This window comes from Desulfuromonas thiophila, assembly GCF_900101955.1.
Lineage (GTDB): Bacteria > Desulfobacterota > Desulfuromonadia > Desulfuromonadales > Desulfuromonadaceae > Pseudodesulfuromonas > Pseudodesulfuromonas thiophila.
Genome location: NZ_FNAQ01000001.1, coordinates 293,331 through 313,032 on the forward strand (window position 1 = coordinate 293,331; position 19,702 = coordinate 313,032).

The 19,702-nt window shown below is 62.2% G+C and carries 16 protein-coding genes; 6 read left to right on the forward strand and 10 right to left on the reverse strand.

Translation table 11 applies throughout. The features are described from left to right. Positions 1 to 4: 4 nt before the first annotated feature. The gene (locus BLR80_RS01295; protein WP_092075466.1) at positions 5 to 898 is read right to left on the reverse strand and encodes a DnaJ C-terminal domain-containing protein; all 894 of its coding nucleotides are present in this window, start codon (positions 896 to 898) and stop codon (positions 5 to 7) included. Positions 899 to 1,031: 133 nt separating this feature from the next. Here BLR80_RS01295 and hemG point away from each other — a divergent pair, with 133 nt between their 5' ends. Beyond that, on the forward strand, positions 1,032 to 2,432 hold the full coding sequence (hemG, locus tag BLR80_RS01300) for a protoporphyrinogen oxidase (RefSeq protein WP_092075468.1): 1,401 nt from the start codon (positions 1,032 to 1,034) through the stop codon (positions 2,430 to 2,432). Positions 2,433 to 2,553: 121 nt separating this feature from the next. Here hemG and BLR80_RS13175 read toward each other — a convergent pair whose 3' ends face one another. Further along, positions 2,554 to 4,680 carry a methyl-accepting chemotaxis protein gene (locus BLR80_RS13175; protein ID WP_245691275.1) on the reverse strand — a complete coding sequence of 709 codons (2,127 nt, stop codon included), beginning with the start codon at positions 4,678 to 4,680 and terminating at the stop codon, positions 2,554 to 2,556. 206 nt (positions 4,681 to 4,886) lie between these two features. On the opposite strand from BLR80_RS13175, the gene BLR80_RS01310 reads away from it, so the two are divergent. Continuing rightward, a complete protein-coding gene (locus tag BLR80_RS01310) occupies positions 4,887 to 6,473 on the forward strand; it encodes a peptide chain release factor 3 (protein ID WP_171906279.1) in 1,587 nt (528 codons plus the stop codon). On the opposite strand, the gene BLR80_RS01315 is transcribed toward BLR80_RS01310, so the two are convergent. Further along, complete coding sequence (locus tag BLR80_RS01315) at positions 6,470 to 8,593, reverse strand: ATP-binding protein (protein ID WP_092075472.1); 2,124 nt, start codon at positions 8,591 to 8,593, stop codon at positions 6,470 to 6,472. The genes BLR80_RS01310 and BLR80_RS01315 overlap by 4 nt on opposite strands. 177 nt (positions 8,594 to 8,770) lie before the next feature. On the opposite strand from BLR80_RS01315, the gene BLR80_RS01320 reads away from it, so the two are divergent. After that, the gene (locus tag BLR80_RS01320; protein WP_245691277.1) at positions 8,771 to 10,210 is read left to right on the forward strand and encodes a leucyl aminopeptidase; all 1,440 of its coding nucleotides are present in this window, start codon (positions 8,771 to 8,773) and stop codon (positions 10,208 to 10,210) included. 25 nt (positions 10,211 to 10,235) lie between these two features. Here the strand turns inward: BLR80_RS01320 and def are convergent, their stop codons facing one another. Further along, positions 10,236 to 10,733: a peptide deformylase gene (gene def, locus BLR80_RS01325; protein WP_092075476.1), complete on the reverse strand. Its 498-nt coding sequence runs from the start codon at positions 10,731 to 10,733 to the stop codon at positions 10,236 to 10,238. Between the two features lie 2 nt (positions 10,734 to 10,735). Beyond that, positions 10,736 to 11,284 (reverse strand): glycine cleavage system transcriptional repressor, encoded by a 549-nt coding sequence (locus BLR80_RS01330; protein WP_092075478.1) that lies wholly within the window; start codon positions 11,282 to 11,284, stop codon positions 10,736 to 10,738. A gap of 116 nt (positions 11,285 to 11,400) precedes the next feature. Between BLR80_RS01330 and BLR80_RS01335 the strand changes: the two genes are divergently transcribed. The 3 genes from BLR80_RS01335 (at position 11,401) to BLR80_RS01345 (ending at position 15,898) form a co-directional block, all read left to right on the forward strand. After that, complete coding sequence (locus BLR80_RS01335) at positions 11,401 to 12,450, forward strand: KamA family radical SAM protein (protein ID WP_092075480.1); 1,050 nt, start codon at positions 11,401 to 11,403, stop codon at positions 12,448 to 12,450. Positions 12,451 to 12,672: 222 nt separating this feature from the next. After that, complete coding sequence (locus BLR80_RS01340; RefSeq protein ID WP_092075482.1) at positions 12,673 to 14,895, forward strand: methyl-accepting chemotaxis protein; 2,223 nt, start codon at positions 12,673 to 12,675, stop codon at positions 14,893 to 14,895. A 427-nt stretch (positions 14,896 to 15,322) separates the two neighbouring features. Further along, positions 15,323 to 15,898, forward strand: coding sequence for a hypothetical protein (locus BLR80_RS01345; protein WP_342743339.1), 576 nt, complete (start codon positions 15,323 to 15,325; stop codon positions 15,896 to 15,898). A 195-nt stretch (positions 15,899 to 16,093) separates the two neighbouring features. Here BLR80_RS01345 and epmA read toward each other — a convergent pair whose 3' ends face one another. From epmA to BLR80_RS12855, 5 genes are all read right to left on the reverse strand, one after another. Next, a complete protein-coding gene (gene epmA / locus BLR80_RS01350; RefSeq protein WP_092075484.1) occupies positions 16,094 to 17,008 on the reverse strand; it encodes an EF-P lysine aminoacylase EpmA in 915 nt (304 codons plus the stop codon). A 2-nt stretch (positions 17,009 to 17,010) separates the two neighbouring features. Then, positions 17,011 to 17,574: an elongation factor P gene (gene efp / locus BLR80_RS01355; RefSeq protein WP_092075486.1), complete on the reverse strand. Its 564-nt coding sequence runs from the start codon at positions 17,572 to 17,574 to the stop codon at positions 17,011 to 17,013. A gap of 195 nt (positions 17,575 to 17,769) precedes the next feature. After that, positions 17,770 to 18,360, reverse strand: coding sequence for an acetate uptake transporter (locus tag BLR80_RS01360; protein WP_092075488.1), 591 nt, complete (start codon positions 18,358 to 18,360; stop codon positions 17,770 to 17,772). A gap of 357 nt (positions 18,361 to 18,717) precedes the next feature. Beyond that, a complete protein-coding gene (locus tag BLR80_RS01365; RefSeq protein ID WP_245691279.1) occupies positions 18,718 to 19,494 on the reverse strand; it encodes an acetate uptake transporter in 777 nt (258 codons plus the stop codon). Between the two features lie 52 nt (positions 19,495 to 19,546). Further along, a partial coding sequence (locus BLR80_RS12855; RefSeq protein WP_171906272.1) for an acetate uptake transporter occupies positions 19,547 to 19,702 on the reverse strand: 156 nt, incomplete at its 5' end.

Sequence of the window (19,702 nt, forward strand, 5' to 3'; positions counted from 1 at the left end):
ACGCCTACAGATCGTTATCGCGCAGGGCTTCGAGCAGTTTTTTCTGCGACGGACTCAGGCTGGTTGGCACCTGCACCTCAATGGTGACGTAGAGATCGCCGGCCTCGTGGCGGCCATGCGCTGGAACCCCGTGCCCCTTCAGCCGGATCTTGCTGCCGCTGGCCGTGCCCGCCGGGATTTTGATGCGTTTTTCACCGTCAAGGGTGTCGACCTTGGCGCTGCCGCCCAGGCAGGCCGTGCTGAAGGAGACGGTCAGGCGCTGGTGCAGATCGTTGCCCTTGCGGGTCAGCAGCGGATCACTGTCCACCAGGATTTCCAGCAGCAGATCGCCGGCTTCGCCACCTGCCGGTGCTGGCCCACCCTTGCCGGCGATGCGCAGCTTCTGGCCGCTGGCGATGCCGGCCGGAATGCGCACCTGCAGTTGCTCATCGCGCCCTTCGTGACGCAGATGCAGGCTGCGTTCGCCGCCGCGCAGGGCCAGACGCAGCGGCAGATTCAGCTTCATCAGATAATCCTTGCCGCGCACAGACCGGGGGGGCTGATGGAACACGTTGCTGCGCCGGCCGCCGCGGCCGGCTTGGCCGAACAGGTCGTCACCCATGCCGCCCAAGCCAAACTCACGGAAGATATCGTTAAAGTTGGTGCCCTGGAAGATATCTTCACGGCTGAACTGTTGGTGAAAGACGTTGTCACCGACCTGATCGTACTGGCGCCGTTTGTCCGCATCGCTCAGAACGGCGTAAGCTTCGGAAATCTCCTTGAAGCGTTCCTCGGCCTGCTTGTTGCCCGGATTCTTGTCCGGGTGGTATTTGACCGCCAGTTTGCGGTAGGCTTTCTTGATCTCGTCCGCCGAAGCGGTTTTGGCAACGCCGAGGCTGGCGTAATAATCCTTGGCCATGAAACAGGCTCCTGCTGCTGGTGGCGCCCGCGCGCCGGTCGTCGGTGGATAGTCCGGTTGCACTATAGGGCCGGGGCCGATGTCCGTCAAGGGCCGCGCCGGCAGTGGCACTCAACAGAAGAAAAGGAAAAATATGACGCGAATAGTGGTGATCGGTGGCGGAATTTCCGGGCTGGTGACGGCCTGGCAGCTGCAGCAGCTGGCGGCGCGACAGGGGCGGGCGATACAGCTGTTGCTGGTGGAAAAGGAACCGCGCTGCGGCGGCAAGATCTGGAGCCGGCAGGAAGACGGTTTTCTCTGCGAATGGGGCCCGAACGGCTTTCTTGACAATAAACCGGCGACCCTGGAGTTGTGCCGCCAGCTGGGGATTGAGGATCGTCTGCTGCGTTCGAACGATAATGCCCGCAAGCGTTTTATCTTCAGCGGTAACCGGTTGCACCGGCTGCCGGAAAACGGTCCGATGTTTCTGCGGTCGCAACTGCTCAGTTGGCCCGGCAAGCTGCGTCTGGTAGGCGAGGCGCTGGTGCCGGCCAAGCGCGATGGTGCCGACGAAACCCTGGGCGCCTTTGGTCGGCGCCGGCTGGGCGCCGAGGCGCTGGACAAACTGATCGCGCCCATGGCCGGGGGCATTTTTGCCGGGGATGCCGAAACCATGAGTGTCGCAAGCTGCTTTCCGCGCATCGTGCAGCTGGAGCGGCAGTATGGCGGGTTGCTCAGGGCGATGGTTTGTCTGGCGCGGCATAAGCGCGCCGAGCGCAAGGCTGGCAAGGCCGTGGCCAGCGCCGCTGGCCCCGGCGGCGTGCTGACCTCCTTCGCCGGTGGTATTGCCGAGCTGACCGAGACTCTGCGCCAGCAGCTGGGCGAGGCGGTGATCAGTGGCGTGGCGGTGCGCCGCATTGAGGGGATGCCCGGCGCCTACCAGCTGGCGCTGGCCGATGGCCGGCAGCTGGCAGCGGAGGCGCTGGTTTGCGCCACGCCGGCCTATGCCGCGGCGGACCTGCTCGAAGGACTGGCGCCGCAGGCGGCCGAGGAACTGCGCGCCATTCCCTACGCACCGTTGCAGGTGGTGTGCTGCGGCTATGAACAGCGGCAGATTGCCCAGGATCTTAATGGTTTTGGTTATCTGATTCCCAAACAGGAGGGTTGTTCGGTGCTCGGTACCCTGTGGGATTCGAGCATCTTTGCCGGGCGCGCGCCCCAGGGCCAGGTGCTGCTGCGATCGATGATGGGTGGCGCCACCCGTCCCGATGTGCTTGATTTCAGCGATGAACAGGTCCAGGCGCTGGTGCGGGCCGACCTGCGCCGTATTCTCGGCATTGCCACGCCGCCGCCCTTTATCCGGGTGTTCCGCCATGAGCGGGCCATTCCGCAGTATCTGGTGGGGCATGCCGACCGGTTGCAGCGCTTGCGCCAGTTACTACAGCCCCTGACCGGGTTGTATCTGACCGGCAATGCCTATGACGGGATCGGTCTGAACGACTGTGTCGCCAATGGCGCCCGGGTGGCGGAGGAGCTGCTGCAGCAGCTGGCTTGACGCTATCGGCGGCTGAAGCTGGGCCGCAGGTGTGAATCAGGCACAACGATGCACAAAGCACAACGCCGGCTCTCGAAATCCGAGGACCGGCGTTGTGCTGTCTTGAGGCGGGTGACAAAGGTCAGGCCAGGAACAGGCCGTCCGCGTCGGCTGTGCTGCCCTGCGCCGGCCAGCCGGCTACCCCGGCCAGCTGTTTCTGGCGTGGCACGGGTGTGGTGCCGCTTGCTGGACCGGTCTGGCCATGGCTGGCCAGCCGGAAACGGCTGAGCAGTTGCTGCAGGCTGTCGGCCTGACTGCGCAGTTCGACGGCTGCTGCCGCTGTCTGCTCGGCGCAGGAGGTGTTTTGCTGGGTGACATCGTCAATCTGGCTGACGCCGATACTGATCTGGGCGATGCCGTCGGCCTGTTCGGTGCTGGCATGGGAAATTTCCGTGACCAGTTGGGACGCCTTGGCGACACCGTTGACGATTTTTTCAAGGGACTGCACCGTCTCGCGGGCAATGTTGGCCCCGGCCTGGGCCTTGTTGACGGAACCTTCAATCAGTTCGGTGGTTTCGCTGGCGGCCTTGGCGCTGCGCGCCGCCAGATTGCGGACCTCTTCGGCCACCACGGCGAAGCCTTTGCCATGCTGGCCGGCGCGGGCGGCTTCGACGGCAGCATTGAGGGCCAGCAGGTTGGTCTGGAAGGCGATTTCGTCGATCACCTTGATGATGCGTGAAATGTTGCTGCTGGCTTCGCTGATATCGGCCATGGCGCGGTTGAGCTGATCCATCTGGGCGCTGCCGGCACTGGCGTCCTGCTGCACCTGCTCGGTCAGCTGGCGAGCACTCTTGGCGGCTTCGGCGTTCTGCTGGGTCTGGCTGGAGAGCTGTTGCAGCGAGCTGCTGATCTGTTCCAGTGAACTGGCCTGTTCGGTGGCGCCCTGGGACAGTGCCTGGCTCGAATCGGCCACCTGGCTGGAGCCGCTGTCGATCTGCTGGCCGGCCAACTGAATCTCCAGCATGATGTTGTTGAGATCTTCGCCCAGCTGTTTGAGGGCATTGCGCAGGGCGTCGCGCTCGTCCTGCGGCTGGACCCGGAAGGTCAGGTCGCCCTGGGCCAGCTGCCCCAGAGGGGTGACGACCTCCTGCTGCAGGCTGTCGGCGAAACGATCCATGGTGCGGGCCAACTCGCCGATCTCGTCGCCTCGGTCCAGCTTCAGCCGCTGATCGAGATGACCGGCGGCAATATCGTTGAGCATGGCGACGACCCGCCGGACGGGCGCGGCAATGCTGCGGGCGATGCGCAGCGCAAACAGCAGACCGATGATGACTGATAGCAGGCAGATCCCCAGCAGCAGGCGCTGGGCGCCGGCGATGCTGGCGGCGCTGGCCCGCTGGATCTGCTCAAGAGCCTGGCTGCAGGCGGCTCGGGCCGCTGCGGCGCTGTCGTTCATGGTCGCACTGAGCTGCTGTTGCCGTGTCATGGCGGTCGCATGATTTTCAAAGCTGGCGCTGTAGGCATCTATGCCGGCCAGGGTGTCCTCGACCAGTTGGTCGACCTCATCGTTATCGAGATCCTCACTGACCGATTCAGCCAGCTGGCGCATGGTCAGGATGCTTTTTCTGACACGGTCGGCAAAGTTGTCGTCGAAGGAGGCGATGTGCTCCTTCTCGAACTTGCGGGCGTTGAGAAACAGCAGGTTGACGTTTTGTATCGCGTTGAGCCGTTCGATGCGATCTGTCAGAAGCTCTTCGAACTCGTCGGCATCGTCTATGTCGGTCTGGCTGGCGATGGTATCACTGAGCAGTTCTTCCAGCAGGGACTGCAGCTCCTTGGTGCGGGAGAAGGTGGCATTGGAAACCTCCTTCATCTGGCTCATGGCTTCTTCGCGTACGCGGCTGTTGCTGCTGAAGTCGTCAAAAGCCTGATCGTAACTCTGGGCCTGGCGGGTAATCTGTTCGACCAGCTGGCGCAGGGCCGGGTCGGCGAGATTGTGCTCGAGTTGTTCGGCACCCTTGCGCAGCTCGGCAACCTCACTGTGGGTTAGGTCGAACTCTCGTTCTTCGCCGCTGGCCGCATAACGCAGCTGGGCCAGACGGGCGCGGTCGAAATGAGCGGCGATGCGGTTCATGGCGTCAGCGTTGTCGGCACTGTGCTGGATTTGCAGCATGCCGCGTTCGCCGATCCAGCCGATGAACAGAGTCAAAGCCAGCAGACAGATGAACGATAGCAGTAGTTTCTTGCCGAGGTTGAGGGATTTGAGCATGGCAGGGTCCTTTGCTGAAGGGATGAACACGAGCACGGTGATGATCTGAAGCCGGCGGCCCGCCTGCCGGACGGAGGGAACGGTTGACCCTCGGCGGTAGGTACGTTATTTTGCCGCCTTGCATTATCGGCCGGCGTCTGCAGAGACGTCATTTGCTGGGCTGTCCCGCCGGGCCGCTCCCAAGAATCGCCAGGAATCTCATGAGTATGCAGAAGTTCTACCAGAATGAAGTCGACAAACGGCGCACCTTCGGCATCATCAGCCATCCCGATGCCGGCAAGACCACCCTGACCGAAAAGCTGCTGTTGTTCGGTGGCGCCATCCAGCTGGCCGGTGCCGTCAAGGCGCGCAAGGCCAATCGCCATGCTACCAGCGATTGGATGGCAATGGAACAGGAACGTGGCATTTCTGTTACCTCGTCGGTGATGAAATTCAACTACCGCGATTTCGAGATCAACCTGCTCGATACGCCCGGCCACCAGGATTTTTCCGAGGACACCTACCGGGTGCTGACAGCGGTGGACAGTGCCATCATGGTGATTGACAGCGCCAAGGGGGTTGAAACCCAGACGCGCAAGCTGATGGAGGTCTGCCGCATGCGCAACACCCCCATTATCACCTTCATCAACAAGCTTGACCGCGAGGGCTTGGCGCCGCTTGATCTGCTGGCCGATATCGAGGACAGTCTGCAGGTGGAGTGTGCCCCCCTGTCCTGGCCCATTGGCATGGGCAAGCGGTTTCGCGGCACCTATAATCTTTACAGCAAAAATCTGCAGCTGTTTTCCGCCCAGGACAGCGAGCGGGTTCGTCAGGCCGAGCTGATCGACGACCTCGACGATGGCCGTCTCGATGCCCGCCTTGGGGCGCAGGCCGACGAGCTGCGCGACGATATTGCCCTGCTTGAAGGCGCCGCCAACCCTTTCGATCTGGCCGAATATCTCAAGGGCAACCAGACCCCGGTGTTTTTCGGCAGCGCCATCAACAACTTCGGGGTGCGCGAGCTGCTTGATGCCTTTGTTGAACTGGCGCCGCCACCACAGCCGCGCCAGACCACGACGCGGGAGGTGTCGCCCTACGAGGCCGATTTCAGCGGTTTTGTGTTCAAAATCCAGGCCAACATGGATCCGGCTCACCGCGACCGCATCGCCTTTCTGCGCATCTGTTCAGGCCGTTTCGAGCGCGGCATGCGCCTGCGCCATCACCGCATCGGTAAGGATATCAATGTGCCCAACGCCACCATTTTCATGGCGCAGGACCGCAGCCATGTGGAGGAGGCCTATGCCGGCGATATCATCGGCATTCACAACCACGGCACCATCAAGATCGGCGACACCTTCAGCCTGAAGGAAGAACTCAAGTTTGTCGGCATTCCCAGCTTCGCGCCGGAACACTTTCGCCGCGTGCGGCTGAAGAATCCGCTCAAGGCCAAGCAGCTCGACAAGGGCCTGACCCAGCTGGCCGAGGAGGGTGCCGTGCAGCTGTTCCGGCCGCTGGCCAGTAGCGACTATATTCTCGGTGCCGTTGGTGTGCTGCAGTTTGATGTGATTACCGCCCGGTTGCGGGATGAATACGGCGTCGATGCGGTGTACGAAGGGGTTGACTACGCCACAGCCCGCTGGATCGGCTGTGACGACAGAAAGATGGCGGCGGAGTTCGAAAAAAAGAATCGCGCCAGTCTGGCGCGCGATGCCGAGGGCAACCTGGCCTTTCTGGCCTCCAGCGAGTGGCGCTTGCAGCATACGGTGGAACAGTGGCCGCAGGTGCGGTTCCACAAGACCCGTGAGCACTGTTAGACGGAGGTGGGTTCGGAGCCCGGCGCGGCCGGCCGCAGGGGCAGTTCAACGAAGAAGGTGCTGCCTTTTTCCAGAGTGCTTTCCACCCAGATGCGGCCGCGGTGCGCCTTGACGATCTCGTCCACCAGCGCCAGCCCCAGCCCCAGCCCGCCGGGGATGCGCCGGTCACCGTCGTTGACGCGGTAGAAACGGTTGAAGATTTTTTGCTGATCCTGGGCTGGAATGCCGATGCCCTCGTCCTGAACCCAGACGAACAACGATTGGTCGCTGCCGCGGGCGCTGACGGTGATGGTGCCACCGGCGGGTGAATACTTGACGGCGTTGGACAGAATGTTTTTGAACACCTGCTGCAGACGCTTGCCGTCGGCAACAAGGGTTGGCAGCTGCTGTGGCAGGGCGGTGACGATGCGGTGACGGTCGGACACCATGCTGAACAGGGCGACGGTTTCACGCAGCAGTTCAAGCACGTCTGTCGGTGCGAAATGGTAGGCCTGCAGAGAGGACTGCAGCCGCTGCAGGTCGAGAAAATCGTTCATCAGCTCGTTGAGCCGGTTCATCTCCTTCTGAATGATCTGCAGGTAATTGTGCTGTTGTTCCGGGCTGGTTTCGTTTTCGAGCATGAATTCGACAAAGCCGAGAATCGCTGTCAGTGGCGTGCGGATTTCGTGGCTTACGGCAGAGATCATCTCGCTTTTCATTTTTTCCAGCTGGCGTTCCTCGGTGATGTTCTGCACCAGCTGGACCGCGCCGATCAGTTTGTCGTCGTGAATAATCGGCGTGATGTTGACGCGGAAGAACGAGTCGGTCACCTCGTCGTGATAAACCTCTTCCGCGCCCTCGTGATGGTCGAGTACCTGCTGCAGCAGTGGTGACGGATGGCCGCTGACCGGCAGCAGGTTGCGCCGTTCCGGCCGGTGTTTCTGCACCGCGCCATAGCTGTTGCGCAGCCGGCGGGCGGCGCGGTTCTGCTTGCGGATCTGGCCCTGTGGATCGAGCAGGCTGATGGCGTCGTCGATGGATTCGAAGGTGCTGGCCCATTCCTGCTCACTGGTGAGCAACTCGGCTTCGACCTGGCGCCGTTCGCGGACCTCCTGTTCCAACTGGCTGTTGATCTGCTCCAGATCGCTGGCGTGGATCAGCACCTGGCGGGTCAGGGGGCGCAGCAGAACATAGAATAGCACGCCTCCCAGAACCGACAGACCCAGAATGACCAGGGCCACCGGCAACAGGCGCCGCAACAGCTTGCGGTGCAGTTCGGCGTTGTCGAGCAGAATGGCGATGTGCCAGTTGCCGCCGGGCAGGCGGCTGTAGGCCAGGGTCGAAGCCGGCGCGCTTTTGAAGGCCGGAAACGCCTGAATGCCTTGATCCTCCTGCAGCTGTGGCAGGGCCAGCAGCACGTTCTGGTACAGATCGCGCGTGACCGGGTCGTCCTGCAGCTGCCGCGTGCTCAGCAGCAGGGGAGTGTCGGCCTGCTTGCGGAACAGAAAGACCCGGCCGCTGTCGGGGCTTTCCTGCCTCTGCAGCAGGGCACGCAGCTTGTCAGGCGCGAAGAACAGCAGGTCGTAGCCCAGCACCTCCTCGTCCTGCCGCACGGCACTGACGGCTACCAGAAAATGGCGGCCGTCGATGTTGAGGGGCTCGGAAAACAGCACGCCGTAAGGGCCGAAATCGCTTGGCGGGGCCCGGTGGGCCGGATCAATGGGCCAGTGGGCCGGCCCTAGAACGATGCCAATGCGGGCAACCTCCTTGCCGTCACGGGTCAGTCGCAGCAGGCCGCGAGCTTCGTCGAGCGGTGCCAGGGCATCGGCCAGGCGCGGAGTGCTGTGCCGGCGCAGGTCTTCCAGGTTGGTGCTGCCCGCCAGATAGCGCTGCAGTTGAAGGCGGATTTCGCTGCGGGTGCCGAACTGGATCAGCAGATCGGCCAGCCGCCGCAGATAATTGTCCACGGCCAGCTGTTTATTGGCCAGCTGCTGGGTCAGGTTGGCATGCAGTGACTGCTTGAAGATGCCGTAGAAGGCCGCCAACGCCGTGGCCGAGACCACGGCGCCAATGGCGAGGATGCTGACCATGAAAAAAATGGTCAGTCGTTTACGCAGATAGAGGGAACGGCGTGTCAGCATGGAGGCGGTTTTCCAGATGCGGGGCTCAAGGGGCGATAGTCTCTAAGATAGCAGTACTGCCGGGCTTTGCAATGCAGTCCGCTGCTTTCACTCCATCGCTGCCGGCGAAGGTTGATGATTTTGCAACAGATAACAGGTTGGTGACAACCGACCGAGAAAACCTACAGGAGAATGACCATGATGGATCGGGTTGAGATACGTTGTGACATGCCGTCAGCAGGCTGGCAGCTGCTGCCCCTGACCGCTGAGGACTGGTCGAGAGTCGCGACCGGGCCGGCTTTGGCGCCGCTGGCGGCGGCCGGACTGTTCCGGGCTGAGGCCGGAGAGGGTTTTGTGTTGCCGGCCCCGGAGGGTGCGGGCGGCCAGCTGCTGCTGGGGCTGGCTGGCACCTGCGCCGCTGACTGGCGCCGGCTGGGGGCTGAAGCCGCGGCATTGGAGCGCAGTCGCCGGCTGGGGGAGTGCTGGTGGGATGGCACGGCGGTTACCGATGAGGCCTTGATTGCGGCGCTGCTCGACGGTTTTCTGCTGGAGGGCTACCGGTTTGAGCGCTATCGCCAGCCGGCGGCGGCCGCCGGAGCCGTGCCGCGCCTGACCCTGGTGGTGCCGCCGGCGCGGCAGGCTGACTGCGCGGCGCTGCTGCGCCAGCGGCTGTTGGTGGCGCAGGGCGTGACGCTGGCGCGTGATCTGGTCAACGAACCGGGCAACGTCAAGACACCGCAGTATCTGGCCGAGCAGGCCTGGCAACTGGCCCGTCAGACCGCCGGTGTGCGGGCGATGGTTTACGGCCCGCAGGAGTTGCGTCGCCAGGGCTGCGGCGCCCTGCTGGCGGTTGCCCAGGGCAGCGCGCAGCCGCCGTGCCTGATCGTGCTAGAGTATCGCGGCGGCAATGCCGAGACGGCACCATTGGCGCTGGTGGGCAAGGCCGTCACCTTCGACAGCGGCGGCATTTCGCTCAAGCCCAGCGAAAACATGGAGCAGATGAAGATGGACATGGCCGGCGGCGCCGTGGCGCTGGCGACCCTGATCACGGCAGCGCGGTTGCAGCTGCCGGTCAACCTGGTGGCGGTGATTCCAGCGGTCGAGAACATGCCGTCGGGCAGCGCCCAGCGACCGGGTGACATTGTCCGGTCGCTGTCCGGTCAGACCATCGAGGTGGTCAATACCGACGCCGAGGGCCGGCTGATCCTGGCCGATGCCCTGACCTTCGCCAGTCGCCTGCAGCCACGGGCGATCATCGACATCGCCACCCTGACCGGCGCCTGCATCATCGCTTTGGGGCATCAGGCCGCCGCTCTGCTCGGCCGAGACGAGACCCTGCTCGCGGCCCTGCGCCAGGCCGGCGAGCGCAGTGGCGAACGGCTGTGGCCATTGCCGCTGCTGGCGGAATACAACGAGCAGATCAAAAGCACGGTGGCCGACCTGAAAAATAGCGGCGGCCGACCGGCTGGCACCATCACGGCGGCGGCCTTTCTCGGCCATTTTGCCGCAACGCCGGCCTGGGCCCATCTGGACATCGCCGGGACGGCCTGGGAGGAAAAGGGCCGGCCGGGGCAGCCTGTCGGCGCGACGGGTTTTGGCGTGCGCCTGCTGCTCGACTATCTGCAGCAGGGCTGCTGAAGCCTGTCCGGTTTGCGGCAGGACCTTATTTGCGCTTGAACACGTCGGTGCGCGGGTTCGACACCCGGTCGAGGAACAGTAGACCGTCGAGGTGGTCGAGTTCATGCTGGATGGCCACGGCCTCGAAACCTTTACAGCGAATGACCTGATCGCGGCCTTCACCATCAAGGAACTGGACGACAATCTCCTTGGCTCGTTCGACGTTGCCGGTGTAGTCAGGCACGCTCATGCAGCCTTCGCGCATGGTCTTGCTGCCACTGCGTTCGAGGATTTCCGGATTGATCAGCACCAGCTGGCCATGGTTGTGCTTCTGGCCCAGCTTGCTGTGTGACACATCGACCACCGCCACGCGCAGGTCGGCGCCGATCTGCGGTGCGGCGATGCCGACCGAGTGGCCGGCGGCGTACATGGTGTCGAGCAGGTCGGTGACCAATGCACGGGTGGTGGCGCTGGCGGGATCAGCCACATGGCAGCGCTGCTTGAGCCGTTCATCGGGGTAAACCAGAACTTCGCGGACGGCCATGCCTACAGCTCCACCGGGGTGATGTTGCGCACCGAGATGTCGACCTGCAGCTCGCGCCGCAGCGGTTCAAGCCGTTCGCGCAGGGTTTCGATGGTCAGGTTTTCCGGCAACACCGATTCGCACATCATCACATAAACCGGCCGTTGGGCGCTGCCGACCAGTTTGGTGTTGAGGTCGACAATGTTCACGGCCAGATCACTGAGCAGCTGGGCCACACGGTAGACGATGCCGGCCTTGTCGCTGCCGTAGACCGAGATCATGCACAGCTCGCCCGGTAGCTCCGGTCGGGTTTCGCCACCGGGGCGGAGGGTGCGGACGAAGACCGACAGGCCCTGCTGTTCCAGGGCGCTGAAGGCCTGCAGCAGCACTTCGCGCTCGCGCAGCTGTGGGTGGGAGACGATCAGGATCATGGCGAACTGGCCACCGAGGATGGTGCTGCTGGAATCGGCGACGTTGCAGCCCAGCTCGTAGAGGACGCGGGCGGTGTCGGCGACAATGCCGGGCCGGTCGCGGCCAATGATGGTGACGGCGAAAAACGTGGTGTCGATCATGACGGGCTCTCCTTGGCAACGGGCGCGCGACAGGCGCGGTAAAAGACAGAACTATAGCATGTCTGCCGGCTGCGGGCGTATTTTTCCCGTGCGAGGCGGCAGGCTGGAAAGGAAGCATGGAACCCTGGCAACAGCTCAATCGTCGCGCCTGTCGTGATCTGGCGACCCTGGCGCAGTATCTGCCGTTGGATACGGCGCCGCTGGCGGCGGTGGTGGAGCGCTATCCGCTGCGCCTGAGCGCGCCGCTGCTGGCACGGCTTGCCACTGCCGGCAACCCCCTGACGGCACAGTTCGTGCCGCAGCTGGCCGAGCTCGACGCCGCCGGTCAACCCGATGATCCTCTGGCGGAGGAGTCGCTGGCGGCGGTGCCGCAGCTGGTGCACCGCTATGCCAACCGGGCCTTGTTGCTGGTGGCCGACAGCTGTTTCGCCTACTGTCGCTTCTGCACCCGCAAACGGCGGGTCGGACGCACGCGCGGTATCTCCTTTGGTGAAATCGAGCGCGCTCTTGATCATATCGCCGCCACGCCGGCCATTCGTGAAGTGATTCTCTCCGGAGGTGATCCGCTGGTGATGAGCGATGCGCTGCTGGGCCAGATTCTGCAGCGCCTGGCGGCCATGCCGCAGGTGCGGCTGGTGCGTATCGGCAGCCGCGCGCCGCTGACGCTGCCTGAGCGCATCACCCCGCGGCTGTGCAATTTGCTGGCGCGCCACAACGAACGCCAGCCGCTCTATCTGTTGACCCATTTCAATCATCCGGCGGAACTGACCGCCGGGCCCCGTCAGGCCTGCGCCGATTTGCGTGCTGCCGGGTTGTCGCTGCTCAACCAGACCGTTCTGCTGCGTGGCATCAACGACGAGGTTGCCACCCTGGCCGAGCTTTGTTACCAGCTAACCTGCTGGCATGTGCGGCCCTATTACCTGCACCAGATGGATCTGACGGCCGGCACGGCGCACTTCCGCACCTCTCTGGCGCGGGGTATCGCCCTGATCGAGGCGTTGCGGCGCGAACTGCCGGGGCTGGCCCTGCCGCGCTTTGTGGTCGATCTGCCCGGCGGTCTGGGCAAGATGCCGCTGGAACCCGATGCCCTGGTGTCCCCTGGCCCGGCGGCGCTGCTGCGCAGTCCGACGGGGGCGTTGGTGCCTTATCCGGACCTGGTGGACTAACAGGATGTTAAAAAAGTCCCATCCGGGGCTTTTTCAACGACGCAAGCCGAAAATGCGATTTCCGTCTTGCTCACAAAATCAATCATTGCGGAGCAATGATTGATTTTGGTCGCCCGCCCGTGGGCTCTACAGGCTGTTTTTTGGTTGCGGTGCCGGTTTGCCGGGGTAGACTGTCGCTTGTCTGTGTAAAATGTTATGGCGTCTTTTTAAGAAGGAGATTTTATGCGGCTCAGAGCTAAACTGACCCTGGCTATCGGCCTGATTCTGGTGCTGACGGCCCTGTCCATTGTGGCGGTGGCGCTGTACCAGAACCGCCAGGTGAAAACGACCATCGATGGCCAGGTCAACCAGCTCATCACCGATCAGGCCGGCCAGGCGGCCCAGGCGGTCTATCGCATGTGCGAAGCCATGCGCGAATCCGTCGAGCAGACGGTGGTCAACCATCTGCGGGTGGCCGAGCGGCTGGTGGGGGATGCCGGCGGAGTCCATCTGGTGGCCACGCCGGTGCGCTGGAAGGCTGTCAACCAGTTCAGCCAGCAGGCGCAGGAGATCGAGTTGCCGCAGCTGTGGCTGGGCGACCAGTGGCTGGGGCAGAACAGCTCCTTCGAGCAGCCGACGCCACTGGTTGATGAGGTGGCGGCGCTGGTGGATGGCACCTGCACCCTGTTCCAGCGCATGAACGCCGCCGGCGACATGCTGCGGGTGGCCACCAATGTCAAAAAACTCGATGGCCAGCGTGCCATTGGCACCTTCATCCCCCACACCAACCCGGACGGCAGCCGCAACAAGGTGATTGAAACCGTTTTGCGTGGTGAAACCTTCAAGGGCCGTGCCTTTGTCGTCAACGCCTGGTACGTCACGGCCTATCAGCCCCTGTGGGACGCCGATCACAAGGAAGTGATCGGCATCCTCTACTACGGCGAAAAACAGGAGAACGTCACCAGTCTGCGCCGCGGCATCCTCAAGACCCGTATCGGTAACAGCGGTTATGTCTATGTGCTGGGCGGCCAGGGCGACCAGCGCGGTCACTACATTGTTTCGCCCGGCGGTGCCAATGATGGCAAGGATCTGTGGCCGGCCAAGGACAGCGACGGCCGCCTGTTCATTCAGGCCATTGTCGAGAAGGCCCTGGCGCTGCCCGCGGTTGGCGCGGACGGCCAGGTCCCGCTGGCCTTCGAGCGCTATCCGTGGCAGAACGCCGGTGAAAGCGCGCCGCGCATGAAGGGTGCCGCCATTAGTTATTTCGCGCCCTGGGACTGGGTCATCGTTGGCAGCTATTACGAAGACGATTTTGTCAACTTCTTCACCCAGGTGGAGGGCGCCCTGGCCGGGCTGATCCGCTGGATCGGCATCATTGCCCTGCTGGCCACCCTGGTTGCTCTGCTACTGGGCTATCTGCTGGCCAGCCGCTTCTGCACCCCCATCCAGCAGAGCATCGCCATGCTGGCAGCGCTGGAAGCCGGCAATCTCGACGAACGTCTGTGCCTTGAGCGCCGCGATGAACTGGGAGAGCTGGCCCGTGCCCTCAACTGTTTCGCCGACAACCTGCGCGACGAGGTGCTGCAGGCCTTTGAAAAGCTGGCGGCCGGCGATCTGACCTTCGACGCCAGCGGGTTGATCCGCCAGCCTCTGGCCCAGGCCAACAGTGCCCTCGACGCGGTCATCCAGCGCATTTGGGCTGCCAGCGAGCAGATTGCCGCCAGCAGCGAGCAGATTGCCGATTCGAGCCAGTCACTGTCGCAGGGCGCCACCGAGTCGGCCAGTTCTGTCGAGCAGATCAGCGCCTCCATGACCCAGCTGGCGGCGCAGACGCGCCACAACGCTGACCATGCCGAGCAGGCCAACCATCTCAGCCAGCAGGCCCGTCAGGCCGCCGGCAGTGGCAACCAGCAGATGCAACGCATGATGGCGGCCATGACTGACATCAGTCAGACCAGCCAGAACATCTCGCGTATCATCAAGGTCATCGATGAGATTGCCTTCCAGACCAACCTGCTGGCGCTCAACGCAGCCGTCGAGGCCGCCCGCGCCGGTCAGCACGGCAAAGGCTTTGCCGTGGTGGCCGAGGAGGTGCGCAATCTGGCGGCGCGCAGTGCCAAGGCGGCACAGGAAACGGCCGAACTGATCGAGGGCGCCGTGCGCCAGACTGTCGCCGGCAGCACCATCGCCGGCGAAACCCAGACCGCGCTGGAGACCATTGGCCAGGGCATCGGCCAGGTTGCCGATCTGGTGGCGGAAATCGCCAGCGCCAGCCGTGAACAGGCGCAGGGCATCTCCCAGATCACCGAAGGCATCAATCAGATTGACCGGGTGACGCAGCAAAACACCGCCCAGGCCGAGGAAAGCGCCGCCGCCAGCGAGGAGCTCAACAGCCAGGCCCAGCAACTGCGCGGGCTGGTGCAGGGCTTCCGCCTGCGGCGGTCGGAGCGGAACCTGTTGCCGTAGCGGCGCTGCGGCAGCTCAACATGAAAAAGCCCGGCGGGGGAGGCGTCCCGCCGGGCTTTTTCGTTGAAGCAACACAACAAAGGGAAGGAAGAAAGGAGTCTTCCGGCGACTGCCACGGCGCCGGTCGATGGTGAGAGTCTAGCCAAAGCCACCCTTCCACAACAGCGTCAGGCGCGCAAAAATTCGCAGAGGTTTGAGCGGCCCACACCTGTGCATTGGCGCAGGTCAGCACTGTTGCGGTTCGTGCGTACTGCCGATAGCTATAAATTTCAACAATTGCACAGTTGATGTGATGATGCTAACGTTAGTTGGTCGTGCGCCGATGGGTTGTTTAATCTGGATGACAACGATATCAGTTCTAGGTCGCAGTATGTAGAATCCATTTTTGTCGATAAATATTTTTCAATAGGGGATACTTTTGATTGAAATGGTTGATTTTATAGAAGCTTATTGGGCTGGACCCTATGCGTGGCCAGGATTCGAGACAGATGTCGGGTTGTCTGCGATTCCGAAACATCCTGGGATCTACCTGTTGACTGCCGAATATAGGGATGGCTACATCATCTATGCTGCTGGAATCACCCGACGCCCCTTCCCAACTCGGTTCCGTGAGCATACCCGGAAATATTTGGCAGGAGATTACACGATTTTAGAGATGTCTGCTATGAGTAGCGGTATACGGAAAGAGATATGGCATGGATGGGGCTGGACGCCAGAAAAGCGCAGGGATTACGAGGAGCGTCGCAGTGATCTGGTGGTTTCCGCTCGTCGTCAACTTGCTGCTTTTCGAGTTTTTGTGGCCGATGTTGGAACGGTTCCGCGATTACTGGAGAGGCTTGAGGCGGCAATCATGAATACATTATATAAGGAGATGCCGCCTTATTGTGAAATTCCGGACAGGGGGATGATGCTTGCGCCTCGATGGGAGACAGAGAAGGTCATAACTGTTCGGTTTCAAAGCCATGTCAAATTTTTTGGGCTACCAGTTGAGATTGAGATATGACGTTGCATGAGGCGCTATCCTAAAGGATACCGCTATGCCCTGCGTAGCTGATGGGTGCGGTTGTTTGGAGCTATAAAATCGGCAAGTGAATAACCATATTCTAATTCTTTAGATAATAAGCCTTCGGCGACAAAACAGATAAACATCGTTGCTGAAAAAGCGGCATGTGCGGCTAAGTAGCCGAAATAAGTCTGGTTACAGCTCTTCCGGCGTGAAGGCGACGACCTCGGCGATGTCGCTGGCGTCGGTCAGCAGCATTACCAGCCGGTCGAGGCCGAGGGCGATGCCGGCGGCGGTGGGCAGGGCGGCGAGATCGGCAAGAAAGGGTTCCGGCAGGGGGCAGGCGGGTTTACCTGCGGCGCGGCGCTGCTGTTCCTCGGCTTCGAAGCGCTGGCGCTGCTCGACCGGGTCGGTCAGTTCGCTGAAGCCGTTGGCCAGTTCCATGCCGGCGAGGTAGAGCTCGAAGCGCTCGGCCAGGGCGGGTTTGTCGGGTCGCCGCCGCGCCAGCGCCGCCATGCTGGCGGGGTAGTCGTACAGCAGGCAGGGCCGGTCGAGGCCTAATTGCGGCTCCACCTGGTCGCTGTAGCATTCGTCAAAGCGGTCGTGTGCCAGGGCCTGCTGCAAAGAGCGGTCGGCATGGCGCTCAAAGGCGGTGGCCAGGCTCAGGCGCTCAAAGGGCTGATCCAGCCGGATGCTGTGCCCCTGCCAGTGCAGTATTCCGCCGGGTACCAGTTGGCGCAACAGGGCTTCGCAGTCGGTCATCAGCTGGTGGTAGTCGGCATCGCGCCGGTACCATTCGAGCAGGCTGAATTCGGGCAGATGGCGGCGGCCGCGTTCGCCGCTGCGCCAGCATTGGCAGAGCTGAAACAGGCGCGGATAACCGGCCGCCAGCAGGCGCTTCATGCACAGTTCGGGTGAGGTCTGCAGGTAGTGGCCGGCACTGGCGACGGCATCGATGTGCAGTTCCGGCGCGTTGACCGGAATGCGTTGCGGTGTTTGCACCTCAAGAAAGTCGCCGGTGATGAAAAACGCCCGGATCTGCTGGAGAATCCGGGCGCGTTGGTGCAGCCGGCCCTGACGCCTGGCCAGGCGGGTGAGGGAGGCGGTCACGCTCACTCCTTGACGCGGGTGACGTACTCCCCGGTGCGGGTGTCGATCTGGATCAGAACCCCTTGCTCGACAAAGGACGGCACCTGCAGGGTGTAGCCGGTTTCGACGGTGGCCGGTTTGTTGTTGCCGGCGGCCGTGTCGCCCTTGACCCAGGGGTCGGACTGGGTGACGCGCAGGTTGACGAAATTGGGCAGGGTGATGCCGATGGCCAGATCGCCGAACATGAGGATCTTTACCTCCATGTTGTCGACTAGAAAGTATTTGTCGTCGCCGAGGGTGTCGGCGCCGAGCGATACCTGCTCGAAACTCTTGTTGTCCATGAAGACATAGCCGGTTTCGTCCTGGTAGAGGTACTGCATGTCACGCTCTTCCAGCGGGGCCGGTTCGAAGCTCTCACCGCTGCGGTAGGTGCGGTCGAACAGCGAGCCGGTGATCATGTTGCGCATCTTGCATTTGTAAAGTGCCTGGCCCTTGCCCGGTTTGGTGAAGTCGAACTGGACGATGACGTGGGGTTCGCCATCGATCATGAGCTTGAGGCCTTTTTTCAGGTCGGAACAGCTGTACATAGACGGAAACTCCTCAAAGGTCGCGTGAAAAGAAAAGGCGAACGATTAAAGCACGAAGACGCGCCTCTGTCATGAAAAAAACACCGCTGCCGCCAGCTCTTGCGGCGTCACTCACGGTCATTTGATAAAAAAAGAGCCGCCCGGGCAGGCGGCTCTTTTCGCGGCGTTATGTGGTTTGGTTGGGTATGGGTATGGTTATTTGATAACGCCTAAGGGTGCGACTTCGCGGCCGAAGACCTCGTTCATGACCTGAGCCAGGCCGGTGTAGATAGCGGACAGGCCGCAGAAAATGCCTTCGTAGCCAGCAATCATCTTGAGGGTGGCGTTGCCGGTGAAATCACCAGCGGCCAGCAGGAAGAACAGCAGTACCAGCGAACCGAACACCACCTGCAGGGCGCGGCTGAGACGGAAGGTGCCGATGAACAGCACGGCCGAAAACAGGCCCCAGATGGTGAGATAGAAGCCCATGGCAAAGGGCGAGGATGCGGAAACGACGCCGGTTTTGGGCAGCAGGATCAGGGCGACCAGGGTGAGCCAGAACAGGCCGTAGGAGGTGAAGGCCGTGGCGCCGAAGGTGTTGTTCTTCTTCCACTCCATGATGCCGACGATGATCTGGCCGAGGCCGCCGTAGAAGACCCCCATGCCCAGGATCATGGCATCAAGGGGAAAGAAGCCGGCATTGTGCAGGTTGAGCAGCACGGTGGTCATGCCGAAGCCGAGCAGGCCCAGCGGCGCGGGGTTGGCGGTGGTGTCCTTGAGGGTCAGGTTCTGCAGTTCGTTAGCCATGGTTGCTTCTCCTTTGCTTCCTTTGGGTTGAGGTTCGGGCGTATGGTCAATCGGTTCGGCGGTGCTGGGTTGCCTCCGGCTGCCGTTTGTTTCGAGCCGGGCAAGGGGCCCGGTATCAGTCGAACAGTTGTTGATTGCTTTTAGCAGAGGGCGTGCCATTTTCTGCAAGTGCCGTTGTTTTTATCTTAAGTTATCGAAATACAAGACTTTATTTTGTTTGTCAGGGCCTTTCTTTTCTAACGCTGTTTGGCCCGACTTTTTGCGTTGCTGCAAAAACCGCGTGGCCAAACAGGCTGAAATCGTGTCGGAGGCCGCAGGAATCGGCTCGCCGATGTTTTTGCAGCGCTGCGAAACTGTTCAGCGGCGGCGCGAAAACGGTTCCCGATACAGACCCAGCGGTACCAGGCTGGCGCAGAAAACCTCGTTGAGCATCTGGCCCAGGCCGGCGTAGAGGGCAGACAGGCCACAACAGATGCCTTCGTAACCGGCGATCCGTTCGAGGCTTGCGTTGCCGCTGAAATCAGCGGCGGCCAGCAGGAAGAACAGCAGCATCAACGAACCGAACACCAGCTGCAGGGCACGACTGAGGCGGAAACTGGCCAGAAACAGCACGGCGCTGAACAGTCCCCAGATGCTCAGGTAGAAGCCCATGGCGAAGGGAGAGGAAGCGGTGATCAGACCGGTTGCGGGTAACAGGATCAGCGCGACCAGACTGAGCCAGAACAGGCCATAGGAGGTGAAAGCGGTGGCGCCGAAGCAGTTGTTGCGGTTCCATTCCATGACACCAACGAGGATCTGGCCGAGGCCGCCACAGAAAATGCCCATGGCCAGCAGCATGGCATCAAGGGGGAAGAATCCGGCGTGATGCAGGCCGAGCAGCAGGGTGGTCATGCCGAAGCCGAGCAGACCCAGGGGGGCCGGATTGGCGGTGTGGTCGGTCAGCAGGCAGGCGGTGGCGTTATCGGGCAGAGCCAGCGGACTGGCGGGCCGTTCACGTGAAGGCAGTGGCGCGCGTAATACCTGTTGCAACAGGCTGGTGTCAGGCCAGTTGACCCGGAAGGGTTTAACCACGGTGGTGGTGCGGCTGGGGCGGTTGGCGGGATCGGAAGGTTGGCCCATGGCGCGACCTTTCATAAAAAAGCCCCCGGTTACACCTGTGACCGGGGGCCTGCTGCTGACGGTTTGGTTACTTTTGGACAACGGCGCCCAGCGGAGCGACCTGACGGCCGAAGACCTCGTTCATGACTTGAGCCAGGCCGGTGTAGATAGCGGACAGGCCGCAGAAAATGCCTTCGTAGCCAGCAATCATCTTGAGGGTGGCGTTGCCGGTGAAATCACCAGC

Coding starts and splice junctions, on each gene's coding strand:
- BLR80_RS01295 (WP_092075466.1), bottom strand. CDS start 898: ATGGCCAAGGATTATTACGCCAGCCTCGGCGTTGCCAAAACCGCTTCG.
- hemG (WP_092075468.1), top strand. CDS start 1,032: ATGACGCGAATAGTGGTGATCGGTGGCGGAATTTCCGGGCTGGTGACG.
- BLR80_RS13175 (WP_245691275.1), bottom strand. CDS start 4,680: ATGCTCAAATCCCTCAACCTCGGCAAGAAACTACTGCTATCGTTCATC.
- BLR80_RS01310 (WP_171906279.1), top strand. CDS start 4,887: ATGCAGAAGTTCTACCAGAATGAAGTCGACAAACGGCGCACCTTCGGC.
- BLR80_RS01315 (WP_092075472.1), bottom strand. CDS start 8,593: ATGCTGACACGCCGTTCCCTCTATCTGCGTAAACGACTGACCATTTTT.
- BLR80_RS01320 (WP_245691277.1), top strand. CDS start 8,771: ATGATGGATCGGGTTGAGATACGTTGTGACATGCCGTCAGCAGGCTGG.
- def (WP_092075476.1), bottom strand. CDS start 10,733: ATGGCCGTCCGCGAAGTTCTGGTTTACCCCGATGAACGGCTCAAGCAG.
- BLR80_RS01330 (WP_092075478.1), bottom strand. CDS start 11,284: ATGATCGACACCACGTTTTTCGCCGTCACCATCATTGGCCGCGACCGG.
- BLR80_RS01335 (WP_092075480.1), top strand. CDS start 11,401: ATGGAACCCTGGCAACAGCTCAATCGTCGCGCCTGTCGTGATCTGGCG.
- BLR80_RS01340 (WP_092075482.1), top strand. CDS start 12,673: ATGCGGCTCAGAGCTAAACTGACCCTGGCTATCGGCCTGATTCTGGTG.
- BLR80_RS01345 (WP_342743339.1), top strand. CDS start 15,323: ATGGTTGATTTTATAGAAGCTTATTGGGCTGGACCCTATGCGTGGCCA.
- efp (WP_092075486.1), bottom strand. CDS start 17,574: ATGTACAGCTGTTCCGACCTGAAAAAAGGCCTCAAGCTCATGATCGAT.
- BLR80_RS01360 (WP_092075488.1), bottom strand. CDS start 18,360: ATGGCTAACGAACTGCAGAACCTGACCCTCAAGGACACCACCGCCAAC.
- BLR80_RS01365 (WP_245691279.1), bottom strand. CDS start 19,494: ATGAAAGGTCGCGCCATGGGCCAACCTTCCGATCCCGCCAACCGCCCC.